The organism is Phytoactinopolyspora endophytica (genome assembly GCF_004138495.1).
Lineage (GTDB): Bacteria > Actinomycetota > Actinomycetes > Jiangellales > Jiangellaceae > Phytoactinopolyspora > Phytoactinopolyspora endophytica.
The window spans coordinates 513286-534540 of the sequence record NZ_ML142849.1; the positions used below are offsets into that span (position 1 = coordinate 513286).

Sequence of the window (21255 nt, forward strand, 5' to 3'; positions counted from 1 at the left end):
ACGCGCGTACCCGACCGTCGTCGGTGATGGTGTCACCGTCGAGGGGGACGTTCAGGTCGGAGCGGACCAGTACCCGCTTCCCCTTCAGGTCCCCCAGGCTCTCGATAGTGCTCATGGTCGAGTGCTCCGCGCGGGTCAGAGCGACGAGCCGACGAATCGGGCGAAGTCGACCAGGCGGTTGGAGTAGCCCCACTCGTTGTCGTACCAGCCGACCACCTTCACCTGATTGCCGATGACGCGGGTCAGGTCGGCGTCGAAGATGCAGGAAGCCGGGTCGGTGACGATGTCGGCGGAGACCAAGGGCTCCTCGGTGTAGCGGAGGTACCCCTTCAGCGGACCGTCGGCCGCCTCCTTGAAGGCAGCCTTGACCTCGTCGACGCTGACCTCGCGGCCGAGCGTCGCGGTCAGGTCGGTGGCGGAGCCGGTAGGCGTGGGGATCCGCACGGCGAACCCGTCAAGCTTCCCCTTGAGCTCGGGCAGCACCAGGCCGATGGCCTTGGCGGCACCGGTGGAGGTCGGCACAGCGCTCAGCGCGGCCGCACGGGCGCGACGCAGGTCCTTGTGCGGGCCGTCCTGCAGATTCTGGTCGGCCGTGTAGGCGTGGATCGTGGTCATGAGGCCACGCTCCAGGCCGAACGAGTCGTTCAGGACCTTGGCCAGCGGGGCCAGGCAGTTGGTGGTGCAGGAGGCCATCGATACGACGTGGTGCGAGGCTGGGTCGTAGCTCTCGTGGTTCGCACCGAGGACGAAGGTGCCGTCCTCATTCTTGGCGGGTGCCGAGATGATGACCTTCTTGGCACCGGCGTCGATGTGTGCCTTGGCCGTGTTGCCGTCGGCGAAGAAGCCGGTGGACTCGATGACGACGTCGACACCCCAGTCCTTCCACGGCAGGTTGGCGGGGTCACGCTCGGCAGTGGCCTTCAGCACCTTGTCGCCGACCCGGATACCCTCGTCCGTGGCGCTGACCTCAGCGTCGAGACGACCGAGGATGCTGTCGTACTTCAGCAGGTGGGCGAAGGTCGCGGTGTCACCGAGGTCGTTGTATCCGACTACCTCGACGTCGCTCCCGCCCTGGGCCAGCAGAGCACGGTAGAAGTTTCGGCCGATACGTCCGAAACCGTTGATACCTACCCGTACGGTCACGCTGGATCACTCTCCTTCTTGGGGTTCAGGGTGTTTACGTACCCGCGGTCGTCCACCCCGTCGTGGTGACCCGAATCTGACCTTAAGGCATAACCGTCGGATCCGCGTCATCGCGGGTCACTTCAATGTCTCGCCGCCGTTAACCTACGCCGCCGCGACACATCGATGCGATCTGGGGCCGGCCGGTGACGACTCGCATGACGGCCCGATGAACGCGACATTACTTATCCACTACCCCGGTCGTGCCCGGTTGAGACCATCCAATGCGGGTACAACCCGCGCGGCGGCCGGTGTCCTGAGGAACCACGCTAGCGGATCCATGCGCCCCAGAGAATGAGGAAGCGGCCCCGGTACAAGGGGAAAACCGGAGCCGCTCCCTGCGCCCGACGCGTGAGTGGGGTCAGTGGGACGTCGGGCGTCTTGTGGAACCCTGATTGGCGCAACCGCCGCTCAGGGCCCAGATTTGCCGGCCGGGGGTCCCGGCGCGTTGTCAGACCGTTGCTCCTTCGAGCCGCCGTGCGATGCATCAGAGCCGCCGGCTTTACCGTCGCCTGCCCCGTTGCCGCCGCCGGATCCACGTCCAGGAGCTCCACGGTCTTGCGGGCTCTCGCCCGCGTCCTTCCCGGGTTCGTCCGGCCGGTTCTCTGCCCCGCCTCCAGGATTCTCCGGTCGGTTGCCGTGCTCATCCGCCGGTTCGCCTGGATTCTCGGGGCGGTTATCCGACCCGTTTCCCGGATTCTCGGGTTGCTTCTCCTTCTCCGAGTCTCGTCCTTTATTCTCCTGCTTCTCAGGGCCCCGTGTCGACCCTTTCTCCGAGTTATCCTTCGATATACCGGTTTCTTTTCCGTCCCCGCCGGTGCGCTCGTCGGGCCTGTGACCCTCAGGCTCCGTTTTTTCGTTCTCCGCGTCCTTACCGGACTCGGAATCGCCTGTGTCGCCTTCCGGCTCATCGGCGACGTCGTCCGCCGGCGGCCGGTCCGGAAAGGTCACAGGCGTGACGTACTCGATGATGCCTTCCATGCCGTCCTGAACCACATCCGGCAATGCGCCGGCGGCGGCGACCCCGGTCACCCCGAACAGAGCCGCCGCGACAACCACGGCGACCCGGATCCTCGTGCCGGCCTTGGCCACCACCGATCGCGTTCGTTCCGCGAACGTCGTCCGCCGGGTCTGCGAGGCGGGAACGACGTCGCTGAAATCACCGGAAGCGATGCGCTCCGCCAGTTCCACCGACGGCTCGACATGCGCCGAAGCCGACCCGCGGATGGCTTCCACGGCCTCGGCCAACGGCTCCAGCTCGGACGACACGGCTTCACCGCGGAGCACGGCTTCCGCGGCGGCGTCATCCAGAACAGGTGGCGTAGGCATCTCATCTATGTCATCGCTGCGGCGGCTCATAGGGGTACGCCCTCCCGGAGAATTCTCTTCCGGATCGCGTTCAGCCCTCGCCGTTGCAGTGCCTTGACCGCGCCGGCCGATTTTCCGACCACCTGGGCCACCTGCTCCACGGTGAGATCGGCGACGATGCGCAGCAGCACCACCTCACGCTGGTCATCGGAGAGCAGCGCGCACAGCTCATACACCCGGCGCCGGCCGATGACATCCAGGGCATCCTGCTCGGCATCGCCTCCAAGCCGGTCGAGCACCGATGCCTCGTCGGTCGGCGTCGATGCGCGACGGGCGAGACGCCGACGCTCATCGATCAGGCGACGATGCGCGATGGTGAACACCCATGAACGGAACTGCTTCTCAGTACCGTCGAACGACGACAGACCGGCGAACACACCCATGAAGATGTCGCTGACCAGGTCCTCGGGCTCTCTCGCGCCCTGCAGCCGCAGATATCCGGCGACGGCCGGGGCAAGCTCGGTATAGAGCCGCTCGAACGCCCACGGCGCTTGCGCGCGCGCAGCGTCGAGCACCCCTTCGAACCCCTTGTCGATGGACAGCTGGCCCCTCCCCAGACGTCACTCTCTCGTATGAGTAATCGCATCGGACGTCCAGAAGGGTACGGCCTCGGCCCGCCGACTTTCACCCACGGACGTCCTGCGGACCGAGGCATGCAGTCCAGGACTCGGCCCGGGGTCCATCACGCTGCGCTTTGCGAAAGGTGAAGAGGGCAATCCTCTCGCCGCGGCAACCTCGGCGGGTCTCCCCGACGGGTCTCTCTACTGACTTTCCTGGATCTCGGCGTCCGCCTTCTCCAGGTTCCCCGCCAGGAGCCGCGCCAGCTCGCCGCCGTGCTCGTCGACCGCCGGTTGATCACCGCGGATGTAGAGGAAGCCGATGAGGTCACCGACCGGAATCGCCACCATCATCCCGGGAGCGTCCTGACCGCTGGGATAGACCCACTCGTCGCGGAGGGCGACAGTGCCGGCGGGTAACCCTGCCGGCGCCTCGCCCGGCGAGTACGTGACGCTCGACCCGCTGTCGTAGCCGACCGAAGGACACACGTCCGGCACGGCTCCGAAGACGGCCATCGTTCCGGTGACGCCACCGGGCTCGTAGTAGACGACCTCGACGCCGACCGTGTAGCCGCCCGGCTGCCCGCTGTCCCACGCCTCGTTCGCCCACCATCGCTGCGACCGTGCGATCCGATGCTCGTCGACGGCGTCGCCCTCGCCCGAGCAGTAAGCAGCCGTAGGTGTGTGCAGGCCGGACTCCCGGTCGTAGTCCTCGTCGACCGTCAGTCCAAGCTCGGCCTCGGCGAACCGGGCGTCGTCGAGGATCCGCTGCGCGTCCTCCAGCCGGAGCCCACCGGACGTCGCCTCCGGTGTGTCCTTCGGTTCCCACTCCGAGCCCAGTTCGTCGCCCGTTCCAGCTGTCGTCACGGTGTCGGCCGCCGGCTCCTCCGAGCCGTCTCCGCCGGCGCACCCGGCCAGCAGCACGAACGCACTGGCGGCTGCGGCCGCGGCGGCGGCCGCACACCTCACGGTGCCAGCATCTCCGAGGTGAGGTTCGCCTCGGTGTTGGGGATCCCGGTATCCGCGGCTTTGCGATCCGCCATCGCCAGCAGTCGCCGGATCCGGCCGGCGATCGCGTCCTTGGTCATCGGCGGATCGGCAAGCTGCCCGAGCTCCTCCAGGCTGGCCTGCTTGTGCTTCAGCCGCAGCTCTCCGGCCACCCGCAGATGCTCGGGCACGTCGCTGGCGAGAATGTCCAGAGCCCGCTCGACCCGCGCGCCCGCGGCGACGGCGGCCCTGGCCGAACGTCGCAGATTCGCGTCGTCGAAGTTCGCCAGCCGGTTGGCCGTTGCGCGCACCTCACGGCGCATCCGCCGCTCTTCCCAGGCGAGCACGCTGTCGTGTGCTCCGATCCGGGTCAGCAGTGCACCGATCGCCTCGCCGTCGCGGACCACCACGCGATCGGTCCCGCGTACATCGCGCGCTTTGGCCTGAATGCCCAGCCTGCGTGCCGCCCCGACCAGCGCCAACGCGGACTCCGGCCCGGGGCAGCTCACCTCCAGGGCCGACGCCCGTCCAGGCTCGGTCAACGAGCCGTGTGCCAGAAAGGCACCGCGCCAGGCGGCCTCGGCGTCGCACAGCGCGCCGTTCACCACTTGTGCCGGAAGACCGCGGACCGGCCTCCCGCCACCGTCGAGCAAGCCGCTCTGCCGCGCCAGGTGCTCTCCATCGTGCGCGACGCGCACCATGAAACCGGTCCCCTTGCGAAGGCCACCCGCCGCGACCGTCGACAGTTCACTGTCGTGCCCGTACACGTCCGCGATGTCGCGCCGCAACCGACGTGCGGCGACCCCCGTATCCAGCTCAGCCTCGATGACGATCTTCCCGCTGACGATGTGCAGCCCGCCGCCGAAACGCAGCAGTGCCGACACCTCCGCCTTGCGGCAGCACGTCTTGGTCACTTCGAGGCGAGCCAGCTCGTCCTTCACCGATGCTGTCATCGCCATGGCCCGATCCTGCCACGTCCGAGGGTGCGCGCGAACGTCCATCCCAGTAGTTGTGGGTCATGTCGCGCCGAACCGTCCCGGCAAGCCACGTCGGTCACGACGAGCTCGGCCCCCATCTCGCCGGCGATCCGACGCAGCATCGCCTCGTCGGGCACCGATCCCCGATCCGCCACCACCAGGTCGATGCGCAGGTCCGGAGCGTATGCGCCGAGGACCTCGAGGTGCGTCTCCGGAGTGAAGTTCGTGGTCTCGCCACCTTCGGGCGAAAGATTCAGAGTGACCGCTCGCAGCGCCGGCGTCGTGACTAACGCCTCACGCAGCTCGGGTACCAGCAGATGCGGGATCACACTGCTGAACCACGACCCCGGGCCGAGGACCACCCACTCGGCCTCGCCGATCGCGGTGAGCGCCTCCGGACAGGCCGGCGGATCGGACGGGTTCAGGCCGACCGCGACGACATCCCCTTCCACTGTGGCCACAGCGTGCTGGCCGGTAACCGTGCGGATATCGCGGACGCCGTCGGCCGACCGGCGAACGCTGCCCACCAGGGCTTCGATGTTCATCGGCACCAAGGCCATCGGCAGCACGTGACCCTGCGCGCCCAGCAGCCTGGCGACCCATTCGAGGCCCCGCACGTGGCCTCCCAGCAGCTCCCACAGCGCCACGATCAGCAGGTTGCCCGCGGCGTGATCATGGAGCTCGCCATGACCGCTGAACCGATGCTGAAGCACGTCGGCCCAGGTCCGGCCCCACTCGTCGTCGCCGCACAGCGCCGCCAGTGCCATCCGCAGGTCGCCAGGGGGCAGCACACCCAGCTCGCGCCGGAGCCGGCCGCTGGATCCGCCGTCGTCGGCGACGGTCACGATCGCCGTCAGCCTGCCCGCGATCCTGCGCAATGCCGACAACGAGACCGCGAGACCATGTCCCCCGCCCAACGCGACGACCTTGGGACCTGCGAGTGCATCCATCTCTACGGCAGCGTCTCCTCACTCGCGTCCGAGATCACGGTGGACCACGAGAGTCTCGATCGCACGTCCACGTAGCCGTTCGGCCAACGCCTCGCTCATCGCCACGCTCCGGTGCTTGCCGCCCGTGCATCCGATGCCGATGGTCACGAACTGTTTGCCCTCCCGCAGATAGCCTTCGGACACCACGCCGACCAGGTCGCCGTAGCGGTCGAGGAACTCGTCCGCGCCGGGCTGGGCCAGCACGTACTGACTCACCGAGACGTCCGTACCGGTCAGCGGCTGCAGCTCCGGGACCCAATGCGGATTGGGCAGGAATCGCATATCGGCGACCATGTCGGCGTCGACGGGGATGCCGTACTTGAAGCCGAAGGACACGACCACCGCCCGCAGCCCCGCTTCCTCGGTCGCGAAGGCGGTCCGGATGCGCGCGCCGAGTTCGTGCACGTTGAGCAGTGACGTGTCGACGACCAGGTCCGCAGCGACACGCAGCGACGCCAGCTCCTCACGCTCCCGCTCGATCGCCTCGACGACACGGCCGTGGCCCTGCAACGGATGTGGACGCCGCGCGGACTCGAACCGCCGCACCAGGGCCTCGTCGCTCGCCTCGAGGAAGAGCACCGTCGGCCGGACGCCGTCCTTCACCATCGCCTCGAGCGCACCGCGAAGCTCGCTGAAGAAGACGCCGCCGCGCACGTCGGCCACGACGGCCAGCCTGCGGCTCGCATCATCCTTGCTCACCGTCGACACGAGGTCCATCAACAACGAGGGCGGCAGATTGTCGACGACGAACCATCCCAGGTCGTCCAATGCCGCGGTCGCGGCCGTCTTCCCCGCACCGGACATGCCGGTGACGAGCAGCACCTCGGGCATCTTGGCGTCGTCTCTCTTCTCGTCCTGACCGTGTTCCACCACCGCGTGTCCTCCCCCGTCAAATTCGACGGTTCGCTCGGCTCACGAGCGCGCCGTCCGTCGCGACGTCCCATGATTACAGCTTCCAGCCGATGACGCGCGCCACGGGGCCGGACGCCGCGGTGTGGCGTTCAGGGCCGAACCCTCGCCAGGCTCCGGACGCAGGACGGTATCAGACACGCCCGAGCCCGTCATAGCAGGTCACACGCTCCCGGGCCGCTGCCCGGATCAGCTCTCGGCATCCAGGACCTCCCCGGTCGCCGTATTCACTGCCGGAGCAGACGCCTTGCCTTGCGAGAGCGTCTCCGCGATGGTCGCCGCCAGCCCGGGTCCGATCCCCTTGACCTCTGCGATCTCCTCCGCACTCGCTGCGCGCACCTTCTTCAGGGAACCGAAGTGCGCCAGCAGCGCCTTGCGCCGCGCCGGCCCCAGCCCGGGAACGGTGTCCAGCACGCTGTCGGTCATCGATTTGGACCGGCGCTGCCGGTGGAAAGTGATGGCAAACCGGTGTGCCTCGTCGCGGACTCGCTGCAACAGGTACAGGCCCTCGCTGGTTCGCGGAAGGATGAGTGGATCGTCGCTGTCCGGTGGCCACACCTCTTCCAGGCGTTTCGCCAGACCCACCACCGGGATATCCGGCACGCCGGACTCGTCCATCGCCTGCCTGGCCGCATTGACCTGCGGCTGGCCGCCATCGACGACGACCAGGCCCGGTGTGTACGCGAACCTGCGCACCTTGCCGGTCTCCGGATCGATGCGTGACGGCCGCAGTCCCGGACCGTCGTCGCCCCCCGTCTCCTGGGTCTCCGCCGCCGGCTCATGTGTCGCCTCAGGCGCCGGCTCAAGCACCGGTACGTCCTCGGCTTCCGGCTCGTCGTCGGCCCCCGTGATCGCACGGCGGAAGCGTCGGCGGAGCACCTCGCGGATCGCGGCGACGTCGTCGGTGCCCGACTCGCCACGCACGGCGAACTTGCGGTACTCGCTCTTGCGGGGCAGCCCGTCCTCGAAGACCACCATCGATCCCACGACCTCGGTGCCCGCGAGATTGGAGATGTCGTAACACTCGATCCGCAGCGGCGGCTCGTCGAGCTCCAACGCTTCCTGGATCTGCTCCAGAGCCCGGTTCCGCGTCGTCAGATCGCTCGCTCGTTTGGACTTGTGCAGTTTCAACGTCTGCGCCGCGTTCCGCGAGACGGTCTCCAGCAGCGAACGCTTGTCGCCGCGCTGCGGCACCCGCAGCTCGATCTTGCCGCCGCGCAGCTCGGCCAGGAGCTCACGCAGCGCGTCGGCTTCCTCATCGTCGTCCGGCATGGCGGGCACCAGGATCTCCCGAGGCACCGTCTCTCCCCCGGTCTCCCCGTACAGCTGGAGCAGGAAGCGCTCCACGAGCTCGCCGGGCGAGGCGTCCTCGGCCTTGTCCGCGACCCATCCGCGCTGCCCCCGGACGCGGCCACCGCGAACGTAGAAGATCTGCACGGCGACTTCCAGCGGGTCGTCCGCCAGCGCGACCACGTCGGCGTCGGTGCCGTCCCCGAGAACTACGGCATTCGCTTCCATCGCCCGCTCCAGCGCGGCGATGTCATCACGTAGCCGGGCAGCGCGCTCGAAGTCCAGCTCCGCGGCGGCGGCCTTCATCTCCCGTTCCAGCCGTTTCACGTAGGTGGTGGTCTTGCCGTCGAGGAATGCCACCAGGTCCTCGACGATCTCCCGGTGCTCGTCCGCGCTGACCCGCTCGACACATGGCGCTGAGCACTTTCCGATGTAGCCGAGCAGGCAGGGGCGGCCGATCTGACGAGAGCGGTTGAAGACACCCTTCGAGCAGCTGCGCACCGGGAACACCCGCAGCAACTGGTCCAGCGTCTCCCGGATGGCCCACGCGTGCGCGTACGGACCGAAATACCGGATGCCACGCTTCTTCGCCCCGCGCATGACCAGCGCGCGGGGGTATTCCTCGTTCAGCGTCACGGCCAGGTACGGGTAGGACTTGTCGTCGCGGTAGCGGACGTTGAACCGCGGGTCATACTCCTTGATCCAGGAGTACTCCAGCTGCAACGCCTCCACTTCGGTGCGCACCACGGTCCACTCGACTTTGGACGCGGTGGTCACCATGGCGAGCGTCCGCGGATGCAGAGCGGCCAGGTCCTGGAAGTACGACGACAGCCGGGACCGCAGGCTCTTCGCCTTCCCGACGTAGATCACCCGGCCGTCGGCATCGCTGAACCGGTACACGCCGGGGTCGACGGGAATAGACCCGGGAGCGGGGCGGTAGGTCGAAGGATCAGCCACGTCTCCAACCCTACGAGCCCGCACCGACGCTCCAGTCGGCTGCCGCTGGCCTCCCGCACAACCGACGTGTGACTCGTCGTGCGAAGTCTGAGCGTTCAACGACGCACCGTGTCACCGGCCGCGCGAACTCTGGCCCCCGCACCACAGTGACCCTGCCGCATCTCCGGTAACAATTTGGGAACGCTCCCAAGCCGTGTCTTGATGAATGGGAAACACTGCTGCAACGCTCTTGGGAGCGCTCCCGCCAAGCGACAGCACGTGCCACCGTGCATGACGCCGGCGGCTCCGCACGCGATGCACGTCCCCACGACGACCTGGCACTGGGAGGGATCAGGAAGGATGAGCGTGATACCGATCCGCACACGTCAGACTGCCGCTGTCCTCGGCGCGGCAGCTCTGCTCCTCGCCGCCTGCAGCGGCGACGATGACGACACCGACACGTCCGACACGACCGAGTCCAACGACGGAACCGAAGAGATCACCTTGACCGTCGACGTCTTCGGCGAACAGGGCTTCGGCTACGACGCCCTCTACGAGCAGTACATGCAGGAGAATCCGCACGTCACCATCGAAGAGCGCGGCTCTGGTCTAGGCGTCGGCGACTACAACGACCGGCTCACTCAGTGGATCACCGCCGGTGAAGGCGCGGGCGACGTCGTTGCCCTCGAGGAAGGCATCATCACCCAGTTCTACGCACAACTCGACAAGTTCGTAGACCTCAACGAATACGGCGCGGCGGACCTCGAAGGCAACTACCTGCCGTGGAAGTGGGAGCAGGGAACCTACGAAGGCTTCGCCCTCGGTCTCGGCACCGATGTCGGTTCGTTGGCCATGTGCTACCGCCGTGATCTGTTCGACGAGGCCGGCCTCCCCACCGAACGCGACGAGGTGTCCGCGCTCTGGCCGACGTGGGACGATTACACAGCCGCCGGCGAGGACTTCGCCGCGGCCGGCACGGATGCCTCGTTCCTCGACGCTGCCTCCAACGTCTACAACAGCATCCTCATGCAGGAGGCCGGCAACAACAGCGGTTACACGTACTACAACACCAGCAACGAGCTCGACCTGGATAACCCGGACATCCGGACGGCGTGGGACCTCACCGTCGGCATGATCGAGGCCGATCTCTCCGCCGGGTTCGAGTCGTTCTCCGATGAGTGGAATGCCGGGTTCGCCTCTGCCACGTTCGCCACGATCGCCTGCCCGGCGTGGATGACGGGTGTGATCTCGGGCGCCGCCGGTGACGACGCCGCCGGAGAATGGGACATCGCTGACGCACCCGGCGACGGCGGCAACTGGGGCGGTTCGTTCCTCGCCGTGCCGGCCGAGAGCGAGCACCCGGAAGAGGCGGCCGAGCTGGCCAAGTACCTGACCTCGCCGGAGGCACACATCGAGGCGTTCGAGCAGCTCGGCAACCTCCCGTCCTCGCCGCAGGCGCTCGAGGACGAGGGCGTCCTCGCCGCCACGAACGAGTACTTCAATGACGCACCGATCGGTGAGATCTTCGCAGCCGGAGCCGCGGACCTGTCGCCGGTTCACCTCGGACCGCAGAACAACGCGATCCGCACCGAGTACGAGAACGCTCTCCGCGCGATCGATCAGGGTGAGCGCACACCTGACGAGGCATGGGAAGAAGCACGCAACAACGCCTCCGGCATCGGGGGCGGGTGAGCCGGCGCGGGTGAGCCGGCGCGGGTGAGCCGGCGCGGGTGAGCCGGCGGCGGGTCAGCCGACGCCAGCCGGCCCGCCCGACCGGCCAGAGGACCACCAGCCACTGACCACCTGACCGCGTGGGCCCGGTGTGCCGAGCAACCTCGGACACCCCGGGCCCATGCACCGGCCACATGTCCACATCAGCTTCGTTGTGCCCGTCGCCACCGTGCCCGCGGAGGAGTCAAAGTCTGATGAGCTTGCAGCTCAAAGAAGAATCCGGATCCAGACGGGCGACCGATCGGTCCCGCCGGAGGCGGCGTTCCCGCCTCACCCGCCTGGACCTGAAGTTCTCGCCCTACGCCTACGTCGCCCCGTTCTTCATCCTGTTCGCGATCTTCGGCCTCTACCCGTTCCTGTACACCGTCTGGATCTCGCTCACCGACGAGTCACCGATCAATCCGGAGACGAACTTCGTCGGGGTGGACAACTTCACCCGGCTGTTCGGTGACGACCGGTTCTGGGATGCGGTGGTCAACACACTGGGGATGTTCGTGCTCGCCACGCTGCCCCAGCTGCTGCTTGCGCTGGTGCTGGCCAACTGGCTGAATCGTCGGCTGCGGGGAATCGGCGCCTTCCGGATGGCCATCGCGATGCCGATCGTCACCTCGACGGCGGTGGTCGCGCTGGTGTTCGGCATGTTCTTCGCTCGCGATTACGGCCTGGTGAACGGAGTGCTCGACATCTTCGGCGTGGACGCCGTCGACTGGCGAGCCAACCGATGGCGATCATGGGTGGCGATCTCGTCCATGGTGGACTGGCGATGGACGGGCTACAACGCGCTCATCTACCTCGCCGCCATGCAGGCCATATCGCGCGACATCTACGAGGCCGCTGAGATCGACGGCGCATCCCGCGGCCGGCAGTTCTGGCGGATCACGATCCCGCTCCTCACGCCGACGATCATTTTCACGGTGATCATCTCGACCATCGGCGGGCTCCAGCTGTTCACCGAGCCGCTGATGTTCACCAGCGGGTCCGGAGCGCTCGGCGGCGGATCGACGGGCCAGTTCCAGACCATCACGATGTACCTGGTCCAGACGATGCGCACCTTCAACCAATGGGGTTACGCCGGCGCGATCTCCCTGGTGCTCTTCCTGATGATCGTGCTCATCTCCGCCATCAACTTCCTGCTCGTCCGCAGGCTCGGATCGGACCGGTAAGGGGACCCCATGACTGTGACCATGCCTGCTCGACCAGCCGAGTCCGGCCGACAGCGGCGGTTCAAGGGCGGCCGCGAGCCCAGCGGAGCTGTCCGGCGGGCCAGCCCGTTGACCATCGGCGGTCTGATCGTCGCCGCCGGCCTGTCGATCATGCCGCTGTACTGGATGCTGGTGGTGGCGTCCCGCACCAGCAACTCCGCATACCAGTGGCCTCCCGCGTTCCTCCCCGGCGGAAACCTCGGGGCAAACATCGAACGCGTCCTGGACAATCCGGACGCGGCGATCGTACGAGGCATCGTCAACTCCTTCATCGTCTCCGGGACGATCACCGTCTCCACCGTGTTCTTCGGGGCGCTGGCGGGCTTCGCCTTCGCCAAGATGCGGTTCCGGGGGAAGAACGCGCTGCTGCTGGCGGTCCTGGTGACGATGATGGTGCCGATCCAGCTGAGCATCGTCCCGCTTTACCAGATGATGGGCGAACTGGGCTGGCTCAACGACATCCGAGCCGTCATCGCACCGTTCCTCATCAGCGGTTTCGGCATCTTTCTGATGCGCCAGTACAGCATCCAGGCGATACCCGACGAGCTCATCGAAGCGGCCAGGATCGACGGATGCTCAACCTGGGGCACGTTCCGGCATGTCGCCATGCCTGCCCTGCGCCCCGCGGCCGGCGTGCTCGGGCTGCTGACGTTCATGCAGCAGTGGAACGAGTTCTTCTGGCCGTTCATCGTCCTCGCCGACCCGGCCAACCCGACCGTGCAGATTTCCCTGCGCACGCTGAACTCGGCGTATCACCAGGATCTGTCGCAGATCTTCGCCGGAATGGTGATCGCGACCGTTCCCCTGCTGATCATCTTCGTCTTCTTCTTCAGGCAAATCATCAGTGGAATCATGGAAGGTGCTACCAAGGGATGACCGCCGAACAGCAGGCAACCGTATCCACGTCACCCGCCGGCACGGAGGCTGCGCAGTTCCCGCTCGGATTCCGTTGGGGAACCGCCACAGCCGCCTACCAGGTCGAGGGGGCAGTCACCGAGGCCGGCCGGACACCGTCGATCTGGGACACCTTCAGCCACACGCCAGGCCGGATCTCCGACGCCGCCACCGGCGACCTCGCCTGCGACCACTATCACCGCTTCCGGGATGACATCCGGCTCATGGCGGACCTCGGGCTCACCGCCTACAGGTTCTCCATCTCGTGGCCGCGTGTCCAGCCGGACGGGCGCGGCGCGGCCAACCATGCCGGCCTCGACTTCTACCGGCGACTCGTCGACGAACTGCTGGAGCACGGCATCGAACCGTGGCCGACGCTCTACCACTGGGACCTGCCGCAATCGGTGGAAGACGCCGGTGGATGGCCGGCGCGGGACACGGCCGCGCGGTTCGCGGACTATGCCGCACTCGCCCATCGAGCACTCGGTGACCGGGTTCCACGCTGGACCACGCTCAACGAGCCGTGGTGTTCGGCCTTCCTGGGATACGGATCGGGGGAACACGCGCCTGGCCGGCGAGACGGTACGTCCGCCGTCCAGGCAGCACACCACCTGCTGCTCGCGCACGGCATGGCGGCGCAGGCTCTACGTATCGCGGATCCTGCCGCGGAGGTGGGGATCACGCTGAACCTGTACGCCGTCTCGCCGGCCGGTCCGGGTCCCGAGGACGCGGACGCCGCTCGCCGCATCGACGGCCTGGCCAACCGGATCTTCCTCGATCCCGTGCTGCGCGGTGAGTACCCGGCGGACGTGCTGGAAGACCTCCGTCCACTGACCGACTTCGAACACGTTCACGACGATGACCTGGCCGTCATCGCGACGCCGCTGACCTTCCTCGGCATCAACTACTACAGCCGCTACGTCGTCGCCGCACCGGACGAGCATGCGCTGAGCGGCACTGATGACGGCCTCTGGGTCGACGTCGCTCACCCGGACCAGCAGTCCACCGATGCACACGCGGGACCGCACCGCGAATGGCCGGCCAGTGAGAACGTCCGGTTCATCACCGGCGACGTGCCGGTCACCGGTATGGGATGGGAGGTCCACCCGCAGGGGCTGACCGAGACTCTGGTCCGGGTGCACCGCGACTACACATCGCTGCCGTTGTACGTCATGGAGAACGGAGCCGCGTTCGACGACAGCATCGACGGCGACGGCGTGATCGATGACACCGACCGGATCGCCTATATCCAGGCGCACCTCGCCGCGTGCCACCACGCCATCGCCGCCGGGGTTCCGTTGCGCGGATACTTCGCGTGGTCGCTGATGGACAACTTCGAATGGGCGCACGGGTACTCGCATCGTTTCGGACTGGTGCATGTTGACTTCGACACCCAGCGACGCACACCGAAAGCCAGTGCTCAGTGGTACTCCGATGTCATCCGCCGGAACGGCCTCCGACATCGCGTTCCGGACATTGACGCATAATGAGCCGGTGACCAGCCAGAGAAGAGCCCCCCAGGGGCAACGGCCCACCCTGGACAAGGTGGCCGCCCGTGCAGGCGTCGGGCGCGGCACCGTGTCCCGGGTCATCAACGGATCCGCTCATGTCAGCCCCAAGGCACGCGAAGCCGTCGAACGAGCCATCTCCGAGCTCGGCTACGTCCCCAACCTCGCGGCACGTTCCCTGGTCACCAGGCGCACTGAGGCCGTCGCCCTGGTGGTGTCCGAGTCCGAGGCGCGTGTGTTCGGCGAGCCGTTCTTCGCCGGCATCGTCCGAGGAATCAGTTCCACGCTGGTCGACACTCATCTTCAGCTGTGGCTCGCGATGGCGCAGTCGGCGGAGGAGCGGGAACGCGTCGAGCACCACCTGACGCCTCAGCACGTCGACGGAGTCATGCTGCTGTCGCTGCATGACGACGATCCGCTGCCCGCGCTCGTCCAGCAGCGTGGCCTGCCCATGGTGCTCGGCGGCAGGCCGGCTCACCAGCTCGACTCCGCCGGTTCGCCCGGGCCCGATGCCGGCTGGTACGTCGACGTCGACAACACCGGCGGTGCGCGCCAAGCCGTCACACACCTTCTCGCATCAGGTCGGCGCACAGTCGCGACGATCACCGGGCCACAGGACATGGGCGCGGGGGTCGCACGGCTGGCCGGTTACCGCGATGCCCACCATGACCATGGCCAGACAGTCGACCCCGCGCTGATCGAGCACGGGGACTACAGCTATGACAGCGGTGTTGCCGCCATGAGGCTTCTACTCCAGCGACGACCCGACATCGACGCCGTGTTCGCCGCGGCCGACCTCATGGCCGCCGGCGCATTGCGGACCCTTCGAGAGAGCGGCCGGCGCGTTCCGGACGACGTCGCAGTCGTAGGTTTCGACGATTCGGGCGTCGCGCGCCAGACGGATCCGACGTTGACCACTGTCCGGCAGCCGATCGAAGAAATGGGCCGCGAGATGGCTCAGCTACTGGTGACGCGCATCTCGGGCTCGCAGCCCGATCGGCCCTCCCTGATCCTGGACGCCAACCTCGTGATCCGCGAGTCGGCCTGATCTCAGGGCGGCAGAACGAGCCTCGGCGCTGCCGCCAGATCACTCGCAATTCCCCATCGGGCAGACAATCCTCCTGCATCCGAAACCGGTGACTTTCTTCGGATGTCGATGCGACACACCTATGGAGATTTTTCCATTCAACCTGTCACGCCATCGATTGATCGGTACTTTGACTAGAGGTGATCACTAAGTCACTACCACTTGGAGGACCAATGACGCTACCGGTGGCGAACACGAACTTCGTTGACGAGCTGGGCGATTCGTTCACCGAACTTGGCCGGGACATCGGTGACGGAATCGTGCGACTCGTCGTCGCAATACTCATCCTGATCGTCGGCCATTGGATTGCAAAGATCATTCAACGAGTGATCACGACCGTGCTCGAAAAGGTCGGTGCCGGCAAGCTCACCGAGGCCGCCAACCTCGAGCCTGCGCTCCAGCAAGCCGGGACATCGGGTGTGCGACTACTCGGCCAAGTCGTGTATTTCCTTATATTCCTGATATTCATCCAGCTCGCTGCCGAAGCACTCGGTATCGACCAGCTCACTCTCCTTCTGAGCGATCTCATCGCCTATCTGCCGCTGGTACTGATCGCCCTGCTTCTGCTGTTCGTAGCCGCCGCGATCGCCAACTGGGCGGCCGGCGTGGTGCGTCCGTTCGCAGAGAGCCGGAACATGGCCTGGATCAGCACCGTGATCCGCGTCGGCGTGCTGGTCATCGGTGTGCTGGCAGCCCTGGACACGTTGAACATCGCGCCCTCGGTGACCGCCAAGGTGGAGAACACACTGCTGCAATACCTTCCGCTGTCGGTTCTGGTCGCAGGGACGATCGCGTTCGGTGTCGGCGGGATCAAGACGGCACAGCAGTGGTGGGCCAAACTCGCGCCGCGCCCCAATGGGGACGACACGAGCAGCACGACGCCGGGTTCCTCCTATCCGGAGTGAGCCACCGGCTCTGAACGGCCATCGTTCCCGCGTCTGGACCAGCCATCCCGTGACGAGGTCGGGCTGTGGCGAACAACTACGCACATCCAGCAGCGGCCGCCCACATCATGTGGGCGGCCGCTGTCTTCGTGCTGCTAGACGTCGAGGACCTTGCGGAGAAACTGGCCGGTGTGAGACGCGTCGACACTGGTGACCTGCTCAGGTGTCCCGGTGGCGACCACCATGCCACCCCCGGTACCGCCCTCCGGCCCCATGTCGACGATCCAGTCCGCCGTCTTGATCACGTCGAGGTTGTGTTCAATGACCACCACGGTGTTGCCCTTGTCCACCAGGCCCTGCAGCACACCGATCAGTTTGCGAATGTCTTCGAAATGCAGCCCGGTGGTGGGCTCGTCGAGCACGTAGATCGTGCGGCCGGTGGAGCGCTTCTGCAGCTCGGCGGAGAGCTTCACCCGCTGCGCCTCTCCCCCGGACAGGGTCGGCGCAGGCTGGCCCAGGCGGACGTAGCCGAGACCGACGTCGACCAGAGTCCGCATGTGCCGGGAGATCCGCTGCACCGGGCCGAAGAACTCGACCGCTTCCTCGATCGGCATCTCCAGCACCTCGGAGATGGTCTTCCCCTTGTAGTGCACCTCAAGCGTCTCCCGGTTGTACCGGGCGCCGTGGCAGACCTCGCACGGCACGTAGACGTCCGGCAGGAAGTTCATCTCGATCTTGATGGTGCCGTCGCCGCTGCATGCCTCGCATCGTCCGCCCTTGACGTTGAAGGAGAAACGTCCTGGCTGGTAGCCGCGGATCTTCGCCTCCTGGGTCTCGGCGAAGAGCTTGCGGATATGGTCGAAGACGCCCGTGTAGGTGGCCGGATTGCTGCGCGGTGTGCGGCCGATCGGCGACTGGTCGACGTGCACCACCTTGTCCACCAGGCCCATCCCGTCGATGCGGCGGTGCCGGCCGGGGACCGCCTTCGCGCTGTAGAGCTCCTTGGCCAACGAGGTGTACAGGATGTCGTTCACCAGCGTGGACTTGCCCGAGCCGCTCACACCGGTGACGGTGACGAAGCACCCCAGCGGGAACGAGACATCGACACCACGCAGGTTGTGCTCCCGCGCACCGACGACGGTGAGCGCGCGCCCCTCGGTCGGTGGACGCCGGACGGCGGGCACTGGGATGACCCGCTTCCCGGAGAGGTACTCCCCGGTCACGGAGTCCGCGCTGTTCACCAGCTCATCGACCGTCCCGCTGACCACGATCTGACCACCGTGCTCACCGGCGCCCGGGCCGATGTCGACGACCCAGTCGGCGGTGCGGATGGTGTCTTCGTCGTGCTCCACCACGATCAGCGTGTTACCGAGATCGCGCAGCCGGACGAGCGTGTCGATGAGGCGATGGTTGTCCCGCTGGTGCAGCCCGATCGACGGCTCGTCCAGCACGTACAGGACGCCCACCAGTCCGGACCCGATCTGCGTGGCCAGCCGGATCCGCTGGGCCTCACCGCCGGCCAGGGTGGCTGCCGGCCGGTCCAGGCTGAGGTAGTGCAGCCCGACGTCCACTAGGAACTGCAGCCGCTCGTTGACCTCTTTCAGCACCCGGGCGGCGATCTGTTGCTCACGCTCGGTCAGAGTGAGGTCGCGCAGGAACTCCGCGCACTCGCCGATCGGCATCGCGGCCACTTCGGCGATGCTCTTGCCGCTCAGCGTCACTGCCAGCACCACCGGCTTCAGCCGCGCACCATTGCAGGCCTTGCAGGGCACCTCACGCATGAAGCCCTCGAAGCGCTCCCGGCTGGTGTCCGACTCCGCCTCCGCATATCGGCGACGCACCCAGGGGATGACACCCTCGTACGACGTGTAGTACGAGCGTTCACGCCCGTACCGGTTGCGGTAACGGACATGGATCTGATCCCCATGCCCGTGCAGGAGCGCGTCTCGTGCCTTCTTCGGCAGCGATTCGAACGGCGCGTCCGTGCGAAAGCCGATGGTCTCCGAGAGGGCCGTCACCAGGCGCTTGAAATACTCCGATGTCTGCGCCGGCGCCCACGGTGCGAGCGCGCCGTCGTCCAGGCTCGCGGACGGATCCGGCACCACGAGTTCCTCGTCCACCTCCATCCTGGTGCCCAGCCCGGCACACTCCGGGCAGGCGCCGAACGGTGAGTTGAACGAGAACGTCCTCGGTTCCAGCTCCTCGAACGACAGGTCGTCGTATGGGCAGTACAGGTGCTCGGAGTAGACCCGTTCCCGCTGCTCGTCGTCCTCGGGCAAGTCGACGAAGTCGAGCGTGACCAGTCCTCCGGACAGCCGCAACGCGGTCTCGACCGAGTCGGTCAGCCGGCGCACCGCGGACGGCTTCACGGTCAGCCGATCCACCACCACCTCGATGGTGTGCTTCTCCTGCTTCTTCAGCTTCGGCACCTCGGTGAGCTGGTACACCGTGCCGTCGACCCGGGCCCGGGAGTACCCCTGCGACTGCAGCGTGCGGAAGAGATCGAGGTATTCGCCCTTGCGCTCCCGGACCACTGGGGCCAGCACCTGGAACCGTGTGTTCTCCTCTAGCTCGACGACACGGTCGACGATCGACTGCGGCGTCTGCCGCCCGATCGGGCGCCGGCATTTCGGGCAGTGCGGATGCCCCGCGCGGGCATAGAGCAGGCGGAGATAGTCGTAGACCTCGGTGATGGTGCCGACGGTGGAACGCGGGTTGCGCGAGGTGGACTTCTGATCGATGGAGACGGCCGGCGACAATCCCTCGATGAAGTCCACGTCCGGCTTGTCCATCTGGCCGAGGAACTGGCGGGCGTACGCGGAGAGCGACTCGACGTAACGGCGCTGTCCCTCAGCGAAGATGGTGTCGAAGGCGAGGCTGGACTTGCCCGATCCGGACAGGCCGGTGAAGACGATGAGAGAGTCCCGCGGGAGATCCAGCGAGACATCTTTCAGGTTGTGTTCCCGCGCGCCCCGCACGACGAGGCGATCACCCGCGTATGTGGTGGTCCGTTCGGTCATCAGCCGGCTCTCTCCGATATCGTCACAATCTCATCATGCTCGTCATTGGCACGCCAGCGCGTCACGTCAGACGTACCCGTCGCATGGTATGTGCCGCCACTGACAAAGTTGGCCTCCACGACGTCAGCCACGGTAAGTTAGCGGACGTGTCCGCCATGTCTTCCAGGTCTGCCAGGAGCACCATGACTGACAGTGACGAGTCGGCCGGCCCGGTGACCGCGGCCACCGACCGGCTGATCGCCACCGCGAGCGCGCTCGACGCTGAGACGCTGACCGGACCCAGCTTATGCCCGGGCTGGACACGCGCTCACGTGTTGACGCACGTGGCTCGCAGCGCCGACGCACTGACCAACCTGCTCGTCTGGGCGCGCACCGGTGTCGAAACCCCTGCCTACACGAGCCGGGAGGCACGCCAGGCCGACATCGAGGCCGGCGCCGGCCGGTCTCTGGACGATCTCATCGACGATCTCCAGATCGCATCGGACACGTTCGCCACCGCCGTGACCGAGCTCCCCGCCGACGCCTGGCGGCACGAGGTTCGCATCGGTGCGGGCAATGCCGGAAAGAACATCCCGGCCCGTCGTACGCTTTGGCTCCGCCTCCAGGAGGTGGAGGTTCACCACGTCGATCTCGACGCCGGCTACGGCTGGGTGGACTGGCCGGAGTTGTTCGTCAAGCGAGCTCTCCCGGAGACGGTCCGCAACCTGGGACAGCGAGAGGATGCGCCGGAGTTCACCCTGATGATCGACGGCGCCGCGGCCCGAATCGGTACCGGAAACGGGGCCACCGTCTCCGGATCCGCCCGGCCCATCCTGGCGTGGCTGCTGGGCCGATCCTCCGGTACGGATCTGGAGACCTCGGCCAACGGTTCCCTTCCCAGCCTGCCGGCGTTGTTGTAGATGTACACCGGTCATGTCTCGCCCGGCGGCCCGCCCGCGGTCCGCGAACTGCCCGCGCTCGTCATCAACAAGGTCTCCGTCGGCGGCAGCTGGGATAACAACGCCTACGTGCTGCGCTGCCGGGACACCGGCGAAGAGCTGTTGATCGACGCCGCCGCGGAACCGGAGCGGATCCTCACCACGTGCGGCGAAGGACCGCTGGTCCGGATCGTCACCACGCACCGCCACCGCGACCACTGGGGCGCACTCGCCGACGTCGTGCAGGCGACCGGGGCCGCCACCGTCGCCCATGCCGATGACGCACCGGCGATTCCGGTCCCGACCACGGAGCAGGTCCACGACGGCGACCGGGTCCGGTTCGGAGAGGTCGAGCTGGAGGTCATCCACCTCGTCGGCCACACGCCCGGCAGCATCGCGCTACTGTACGACGACCCGGCCGGTGCGCCGCATCTGTGGACGGGCGACTCATTGTTCCCGGGCGGAGTCGGCAAGACCACGTCGCCGGAGAGTTTCGCCTCCCTCATCGGCGACGTCGAGAGCAAGCTCTTCGGGCGTCTGCCGGACGAGACCTGGGTCTACCCCGGCCACGGCGACGACACCGCGCTCGGCCACGAGCGACCGCACCTGGAGGAATGGCGAGCCCGCGGCTGGTAGGCGTCTCTGCCCGACCAGTCCTGCCGGGGATGACGTTGGTCCCACCGAACGGAACGACAACTGGGCTACCTGCGCGACCACAAGGCAGATTCCTCATGGAGACCAAGCACCACGCATGAGATCGGCTTGTTGCACCACCATCGTGACCTTCAAAAATGCGACACTGAAACCGCTCGTCAGT

General features: G+C 66.9%; 18 protein-coding genes. 8 read left to right on the top strand and 10 right to left on the bottom strand.

Annotation, left to right across the window (positions count from 1 at the left end):
• The 9 genes from pgk to uvrC form a co-directional block, all read right to left on the bottom strand.
• On the bottom strand, positions 1-115 hold a 115-nt coding region (gene pgk / locus ELR45_RS40315; RefSeq protein ID WP_240759128.1), incomplete at its 3' end, for a phosphoglycerate kinase.
• Between the two features lie 20 nt (positions 116-135).
• The gene (gene gap / locus ELR45_RS02315) at positions 136-1143 is read right to left on the bottom strand and encodes a type I glyceraldehyde-3-phosphate dehydrogenase (RefSeq protein ID WP_129663078.1); all 1008 of its coding nucleotides are present in this window, start codon (positions 1141-1143) and stop codon (positions 136-138) included.
• A gap of 450 nt (positions 1144-1593) precedes the next feature.
• The gene (locus ELR45_RS02320; protein WP_129663081.1) at positions 1594-2511 is read right to left on the bottom strand and encodes an ICP22 family protein; all 918 of its coding nucleotides are present in this window, start codon (positions 2509-2511) and stop codon (positions 1594-1596) included.
• Between the two features lie 26 nt (positions 2512-2537).
• Positions 2538-3065 (bottom strand): RNA polymerase sigma factor, encoded by a 528-nt coding sequence (locus ELR45_RS02325; RefSeq protein ID WP_165367397.1) that lies wholly within the window; start codon positions 3063-3065, stop codon positions 2538-2540.
• A 246-nt stretch (positions 3066-3311) separates the two neighbouring features.
• The gene (locus ELR45_RS02330; protein ID WP_129663085.1) at positions 3312-4076 is read right to left on the bottom strand and encodes a hypothetical protein; all 765 of its coding nucleotides are present in this window, start codon (positions 4074-4076) and stop codon (positions 3312-3314) included.
• Complete coding sequence (gene whiA / locus ELR45_RS02335; RefSeq protein WP_129663087.1) at positions 4073-5053, bottom strand: DNA-binding protein WhiA; 981 nt, start codon at positions 5051-5053, stop codon at positions 4073-4075. The genes ELR45_RS02330 and whiA overlap by 4 nt, the downstream gene beginning before the upstream one ends.
• Positions 5044-6021: a gluconeogenesis factor YvcK family protein gene (locus tag ELR45_RS02340; protein ID WP_129663089.1), complete on the bottom strand. Its 978-nt coding sequence runs from the start codon at positions 6019-6021 to the stop codon at positions 5044-5046. Before ELR45_RS02340 ends, whiA begins: the two co-directional genes overlap by 10 nt.
• Positions 6022-6039: 18 nt before the next feature.
• Positions 6040-6933, bottom strand: coding sequence for an RNase adapter RapZ (gene rapZ, locus ELR45_RS02345; protein WP_240759090.1), 894 nt, complete (start codon positions 6931-6933; stop codon positions 6040-6042).
• 225 nt (positions 6934-7158) lie between these two features.
• On the bottom strand, positions 7159-9216 hold the full coding sequence (gene uvrC, locus ELR45_RS02350) for an excinuclease ABC subunit UvrC (protein ID WP_129663091.1): 2058 nt from the start codon (positions 9214-9216) through the stop codon (positions 7159-7161).
• A gap of 339 nt (positions 9217-9555) precedes the next feature.
• Here uvrC and ELR45_RS02355 point away from each other — a divergent pair, with 339 nt between their 5' ends.
• From ELR45_RS02355 to ELR45_RS02380, 6 genes are all read left to right on the top strand, one after another.
• The gene (locus tag ELR45_RS02355) at positions 9556-10887 is read left to right on the top strand and encodes an ABC transporter substrate-binding protein (protein ID WP_129663093.1); all 1332 of its coding nucleotides are present in this window, start codon (positions 9556-9558) and stop codon (positions 10885-10887) included.
• Between the two features lie 233 nt (positions 10888-11120).
• Positions 11121-12089, top strand: coding sequence for a carbohydrate ABC transporter permease (locus tag ELR45_RS02360; RefSeq protein WP_129663095.1), 969 nt, complete (start codon positions 11121-11123; stop codon positions 12087-12089).
• Between the two features lie 9 nt (positions 12090-12098).
• A complete protein-coding gene (locus ELR45_RS02365) occupies positions 12099-13004 on the top strand; it encodes a carbohydrate ABC transporter permease (RefSeq protein ID WP_129663097.1) in 906 nt (301 codons plus the stop codon).
• The gene (locus tag ELR45_RS02370; RefSeq protein WP_129663099.1) at positions 13001-14509 is read left to right on the top strand and encodes a glycoside hydrolase family 1 protein; all 1509 of its coding nucleotides are present in this window, start codon (positions 13001-13003) and stop codon (positions 14507-14509) included. Before ELR45_RS02365 ends, ELR45_RS02370 begins: the two co-directional genes overlap by 4 nt.
• 7 nt (positions 14510-14516) lie before the next feature.
• Positions 14517-15578, top strand: a complete 1062-nt coding sequence (locus ELR45_RS02375; RefSeq protein ID WP_129663101.1) for a LacI family DNA-binding transcriptional regulator — start codon at positions 14517-14519, stop codon at positions 15576-15578.
• A 212-nt stretch (positions 15579-15790) separates the two neighbouring features.
• Positions 15791-16522 carry a mechanosensitive ion channel family protein gene (locus ELR45_RS02380; protein ID WP_129663103.1) on the top strand — a complete coding sequence of 244 codons (732 nt, stop codon included), beginning with the start codon at positions 15791-15793 and terminating at the stop codon, positions 16520-16522.
• Between the two features lie 134 nt (positions 16523-16656).
• On the opposite strand, the gene uvrA is transcribed toward ELR45_RS02380, so the two are convergent.
• Complete coding sequence (gene uvrA, locus ELR45_RS02385; protein WP_129663105.1) at positions 16657-19521, bottom strand: excinuclease ABC subunit UvrA; 2865 nt, start codon at positions 19519-19521, stop codon at positions 16657-16659.
• Between the two features lie 182 nt (positions 19522-19703).
• Here uvrA and ELR45_RS02390 point away from each other — a divergent pair, with 182 nt between their 5' ends.
• Positions 19704-20420 (top strand): maleylpyruvate isomerase family mycothiol-dependent enzyme, encoded by a 717-nt coding sequence (locus tag ELR45_RS02390; protein WP_129663107.1) that lies wholly within the window; start codon positions 19704-19706, stop codon positions 20418-20420.
• Positions 20421-21074: an MBL fold metallo-hydrolase gene (locus ELR45_RS02395; protein ID WP_129663109.1), complete on the top strand. Its 654-nt coding sequence runs from the start codon at positions 20421-20423 to the stop codon at positions 21072-21074.
• Positions 21075-21255 lie beyond the last annotated feature (181 nt).

Coding starts and splice junctions, on each gene's coding strand:
- ELR45_RS02355 (WP_129663093.1), top strand. CDS start 9,556: ATGAGCGTGATACCGATCCGCACACGTCAGACTGCCGCTGTCCTCGGC.
- ELR45_RS02320 (WP_129663081.1), bottom strand. CDS start 2,511: ATGCCTACGCCACCTGTTCTGGATGACGCCGCCGCGGAAGCCGTGCTC.
- ELR45_RS02370 (WP_129663099.1), top strand. CDS start 13,001: ATGACCGCCGAACAGCAGGCAACCGTATCCACGTCACCCGCCGGCACG.
- ELR45_RS02380 (WP_129663103.1), top strand. CDS start 15,791: ATGACGCTACCGGTGGCGAACACGAACTTCGTTGACGAGCTGGGCGAT.
- ELR45_RS02365 (WP_129663097.1), top strand. CDS start 12,099: ATGACTGTGACCATGCCTGCTCGACCAGCCGAGTCCGGCCGACAGCGG.
- uvrA (WP_129663105.1), bottom strand. CDS start 19,521: ATGACCGAACGGACCACCACATACGCGGGTGATCGCCTCGTCGTGCGG.
- ELR45_RS02395 (WP_129663109.1), top strand. CDS start 20,421: ATGTACACCGGTCATGTCTCGCCCGGCGGCCCGCCCGCGGTCCGCGAA.
- whiA (WP_129663087.1), bottom strand. CDS start 5,053: ATGGCGATGACAGCATCGGTGAAGGACGAGCTGGCTCGCCTCGAAGTG.
- ELR45_RS02340 (WP_129663089.1), bottom strand. CDS start 6,021: ATGGATGCACTCGCAGGTCCCAAGGTCGTCGCGTTGGGCGGGGGACAT.
- ELR45_RS02390 (WP_129663107.1), top strand. CDS start 19,704: ATGACTGACAGTGACGAGTCGGCCGGCCCGGTGACCGCGGCCACCGAC.
- ELR45_RS02360 (WP_129663095.1), top strand. CDS start 11,121: ATGAGCTTGCAGCTCAAAGAAGAATCCGGATCCAGACGGGCGACCGAT.